This window comes from Winogradskyella psychrotolerans (assembly GCF_018860565.1).
Taxonomy (GTDB): Bacteria; Bacteroidota; Bacteroidia; order Flavobacteriales; family Flavobacteriaceae; genus Winogradskyella; species Winogradskyella damuponensis.
In genome coordinates, this window is record NZ_JAHKPS010000033.1 from 1 (window position 1) to 4,576 (window position 4,576).

A 4,576-nucleotide genomic window follows, 5' to 3' on the forward strand; every position below is an offset into this window, starting at 1 on the left:
ATCAAAAGCTACGGAATTTATTATTTATGTGTAGTTTTAATGCATGCAAATACAACAAAGCTTGTCGAGATCTTTATGAGCGAATTGTAGCTAAGGGAAAAAGTAAAAAATTAGCATTGATTGCAGTGTGTAATAAGTTATTAAAACAGGCCTTTGCAATAGCTAAATCTGGATTAATATTTGATGAAAACTATAAAAGTACTTTGGTCAAAAATTAATGGTTTTTTTACTTGTTTTTTACCACAGTACTTTGTTACCTGCAGGCTTTTACTTTTATTAATTCATTCAATGTTTTGTATTCATTACTTTCAAGTAAGTTTATATTTCCTAAAGTTACACTTTTTACTATAGTATCAGTTTTTCCTATTGTTTCAATCATTGGAATTATTTTCGTACTATAATTATTATAGAATCTAATAATATCTCCTTTACAGCAAGGGATTTTATAACCGCTTTGCGAGCTTGTTATTAAAATCTTGTTGTCTCTTAATTTTCCAATTATATTTTTTCGGAAAATTCGTTTAGTTATATTTATTTTTCTAATATTTATTCGGTCAATAATTTCATCCGAGTAAGAGTATGAATAAGGATCTTTCTTAAATTTATATATTAAATAATGTAAACAGATGAGTTGGTTTTTTATTTCAGAATCAGTTGTTTTTTGATTTGCTTCAATAAATTCGTTAATTCTAAAAAAAATAAAATCAACTAATTCTTTATTGAATTTTTCGTCTTCATTATTAATTTTTTTAAACAGTTTTGGTGGTAATTCAGGCCATTCTCGTAAATGAAGGATTTTTTTATCTAAAGCTTCTATAATTTCGTGACTTCTTGGATGAATTTTGTCAGGTTCATAGCATTTGGCAATACTTCCTGCAACAAAATCTGCTAATTGAATTAAGGGCTCATTTATACTATTATCAAACTTAAATTCAGGACCTCTAAATAGTTCTGTTTGATTGTGATTTTCTTCAACATATTTTATGAAGCCTGTCATAAATTTTTCTGAACCGTGTTCATCGGCGATTAATTCTAAATATGGGAAATAATTATATAATTCACTATCTAAAAGACCATTTACATATTTGAAAAAGCTATCCCTAAACTGTAATCCACTATTTTCAAAAACTTTTCTTTTGTCAACTATTATACTGTAAATTCTAAAATCAAGAGAACTTAAATCTTTCAATAATTTTAACCGTTTTTCGATATTTCTAAAAGCTTTAGCATTGGATTTTATTTCTGGTGCTTGTGTATGCTTTTTAGCTATTTGAATAAATTCGTTTCTAACTTTATTTACTGAATTTTCGTTTATGATTACTGCACTTACTATAAAAAAAGTTGTAACTCCTCCTTTTTCATAATGAATGCTTTTATCTCCTGATTCGTCTATGTATCCAATTTTTTTACTCAAAGTTTGTTTTTTGGTGCTTGCAGGTAACGGTTTTGTATAAGCATAGTAAGGGATTTATCAGCTTTTATTTTCGATTTAAAAACTGCTTTAATAAATATAAATTGTCTTGGCTGTAGCCTTAAACCCTTATTATGCTTATACGTTGTTGTAGGCAGTACTATTTTGATAAAAGTTTAATGTCGACAATACATGAAACTCTCCATTTAGAATATCATTTATAATCCATATTCAATCTCTAATTCTCCTTTAGTTGCTTTAAAAGGGTCAAAAACCCAAATAATTTTTTCATTTCCATAGTAATCTCCATTTATTAAAGTATCAATATTTCCAATTAAAATGATATCATAATGATCTTTTCTTTTAATCTTTACACTATCATTTATCTCGCCTTTAACTTTAATATAATAACTATAATAAGTTTTATTCTTATGTGGTATTAGAGTATCTATTTTTTTTTTAGTAAAATCTGTTAATATTATTTTTTTAAAATCAGTACGTTTAGTTTTATCACAAGATAGAATGGATACTGAGATTAAAAATATTATTGTTAAATTCTTCATTATAATTTAGTTTGTAGGGATTAGTTGAGATTGATAAGTCGCTAAGCCACTGCTTCCTCCACCCTGTAAATGGGATAAATACCTTAGCTCTCCATTAGTAATAGAATTAAGTATGCTATTTGTCAATGACGAGAAACCGTCAGAAAACCAACTGTGTTTGCTTCTGCCAACTTCATTATTAAATAAATCCATCTGCGTTTCTTTATAGCTATATGTATATGTTGGTGGTTGGTCTTCATGTGCTGTAGCTAAACTCTCAGCTAAATTATCTCCAAGTAGTATAACATTTAATGCATTCCAATACGCATGCCTAAAAGCATCACCTTTACCATTACGCAATGAATTAGGGAAAAGCTCTTCAGATTTCCAAGTTGCTTTTTGAGCATTTGCTAAATATCCTAATTGATTAAAACGTGACATTGATTCAAAAATCTGTTTTTCGCTAACAGACATTCTACTTTTATAATCTTGTTCAAATAAAATCAATGAATTTGATTCATTATTGTCACAAATAGCGTTTACTACTGCTGTTGCTATTTCTTCAGTTTCAGGTGAATTCATTAAAAACCCTAAACCACCATTAGGATTAGAACTTATTTGATTATCTGCCAAATAATTTGAAATATCATTACTTAAACCACAAGCTTCAGAAAATGAACTATTATCACTTAAACAATCCGTTTCTTCAGCGCTTAATCCAAGTTCACTGGCAATATCAGCAATGCACTCATCTTTTAAATCATCAAGATAATCTGCCGTATTGGATGAACCACCACCTCCGCCACCATTGTAATTAAATGATGGGTCAGTTAAGGAATTATTGTTATGTTCTTCTGGTTCACTAATATAAATCATTTCACAAGTAACAGTAACAGAAACACAAATAGAACATAAATCACAAGCACCTGTACAACCTTGACAATTAAAAGTATATGTGTCTCCGCACATTAGAGTAAAACCACTACCTGAACGTCCTAAAACTCCTGCAGGCAAATCATTAGAATGATAAATACGTTCTATTGAAGAAAAATAGTCATCACTATTTGTATCCGTATTTTCTATAAGTAGATAAATAGAAGCTGTCCATTGGTCATTTATATCTTTTTGAATTACAAGATTGTAATTCTCTTCTGGGATGTAATTGTCATCTAAAAAATGAATTTTAAAAGAAAAAGATAAATCACCTTGGTCATTTAAAATATATTGATTTATAACATCAGTATCAATATAAAAATCAGATAACTCATAAGCAGTATTACTATTTCTTGCTAAATATCCATTTTGAGTTTGATTCAAACCTTGCTTAGCAAAGGTATCTATATTCTGAATTTTTGTAGTAGATTTAAAAAAATCGAGAGATACTTGGTTTGGATTTGCTCCTATGTGTTCTTGCTGATTATTTTGTTGTATTTCATCATCTTGGCAAGCATTAAAAAAAGCCATAATTCCAAAGAATAAAATTCCGATTGTAAGTGATTTGTAGATTTTGTTCTGCATAAGTTCCGTTGTTTAAAGTTAGTGATTATTTTTCAAAGTGGTGGCAATATTGCCTACAACGAGTTTGTGTATGATTTGTGCGATTGAGAATCGATAGATTTTCCATCGTTGCAAATTAGTTTGTTAAATATAAGATTTTAAATTGAAGTAGAAGTTGAGCATTGATCATACACGTTGTTGTGCTTTCGTTCTTTATTCTAAACTTGTCATTAAATTCTTAACAATTAATTCCACATAGCTATGAATTCTTTTCAAAGTAGGTATTAAAGGACCATATTCCGCAATTGAAATGTTTGCTGTTGCATAACCAGCAAACTCAGTATTATCAATTACAAGCCCCTCTACTTTAAATTCATATAAAATATCTCCAATATTCATTTTCGGTAGTTTATATTTCTCCCAATATTCTACTGGATTTTTATTGATATATTCATTATGTAGTAGGCATATTTTTGAAGCATTATTATATAATTCAAATTTATTCGGATTAAAAGATATCTTAATCATTGTTCTGTGCTTATCTGAGTTAGAATATTCTCTTAGTAAACTCAGTTGATGGATATAATTTCCAAAATAACTGTCTGGTCTACCAGAAACTCCATGATATGGTTGAAATTTATCAATTATATTTTTTTGATTATCACCAATTTCTGCAATGCCTTGCAAACCATTTGATGGTATGGAATCTACAATAGGGAATTGAATATTTCTGGGATTTTGAATAAGTCCATTGGTATTATAATTTGACAAGTCAAAAACTAAATTGTCTAGTGAAGATCTTAAATAATGAAGAATACCACCTGCAATTACAGATATACTCAAAACTATCTCGTCAAAATTAGGTACTGAATCAACGTAAACAATGTGCTTGTCTTTCTGTTTGTCATATTTTGTAGAAAGAGTTGCTTTATTTTCTAATTTAGTGATTTCAGTTTTAATAAATTCTTCTAATTCAAAAATCTCAGCTTTTGCTTTTTGTAATTTTTTCTCACTAGTTCTTCCAACCATAAAATTAGTTTAACATAGATTATTATTAACTTTAAAAAAAGTTTCTTTATTAGTATAAATGCCAATGAGAATGAAGCACAACGGTGCGCGTATATGA

At 28.4% G+C, this 4,576-nt stretch carries 4 protein-coding genes and 1 pseudogene; 1 reads left to right on the forward strand and 4 read right to left on the reverse strand.

From position 1 onward, the window contains the following. A pseudogene (locus tag KO504_RS17270) lies at positions 1–218 on the forward strand (IS110 family transposase); the annotation flags it as partial. Positions 219–253: 35 nt separating this feature from the next. Here KO504_RS17270 and KO504_RS17275 read toward each other — a convergent pair. From KO504_RS17275 to KO504_RS17290, 4 genes are all read right to left on the reverse strand, one after another. Then, positions 254–1,414, reverse strand: coding sequence for a DUF3800 domain-containing protein (locus KO504_RS17275; RefSeq protein ID WP_215929042.1), 1,161 nt, complete (start codon positions 1,412–1,414; stop codon positions 254–256). A 215-nt stretch (positions 1,415–1,629) separates the two neighbouring features. Beyond that, the gene (locus KO504_RS17280; RefSeq protein WP_215929044.1) at positions 1,630–1,974 is read right to left on the reverse strand and encodes a hypothetical protein; all 345 of its coding nucleotides are present in this window, start codon (positions 1,972–1,974) and stop codon (positions 1,630–1,632) included. Positions 1,975–1,980: 6 nt separating this feature from the next. After that, the gene (locus KO504_RS17285) at positions 1,981–3,471 is read right to left on the reverse strand and encodes a DUF6973 domain-containing protein (protein ID WP_215929046.1); all 1,491 of its coding nucleotides are present in this window, start codon (positions 3,469–3,471) and stop codon (positions 1,981–1,983) included. A 192-nt stretch (positions 3,472–3,663) separates the two neighbouring features. Beyond that, positions 3,664–4,479: a hypothetical protein gene (locus tag KO504_RS17290; RefSeq protein WP_215929048.1), complete on the reverse strand. Its 816-nt coding sequence runs from the start codon at positions 4,477–4,479 to the stop codon at positions 3,664–3,666. Positions 4,480–4,576 lie beyond the last annotated feature (97 nt).

Bases quoted from the DNA above. Each gene is read 5' to 3' on its own strand.
- KO504_RS17280 (WP_215929044.1), bottom strand. From the start codon at position 1,974: ATGAAGAATTTAACAATAATATTTTTAATCTCAGTATCCATTCTATCT.
- KO504_RS17285 (WP_215929046.1), bottom strand. From the start codon at position 3,471: ATGCAGAACAAAATCTACAAATCACTTACAATCGGAATTTTATTCTTT.
- KO504_RS17290 (WP_215929048.1), bottom strand. From the start codon at position 4,479: ATGGTTGGAAGAACTAGTGAGAAAAAATTACAAAAAGCAAAAGCTGAG.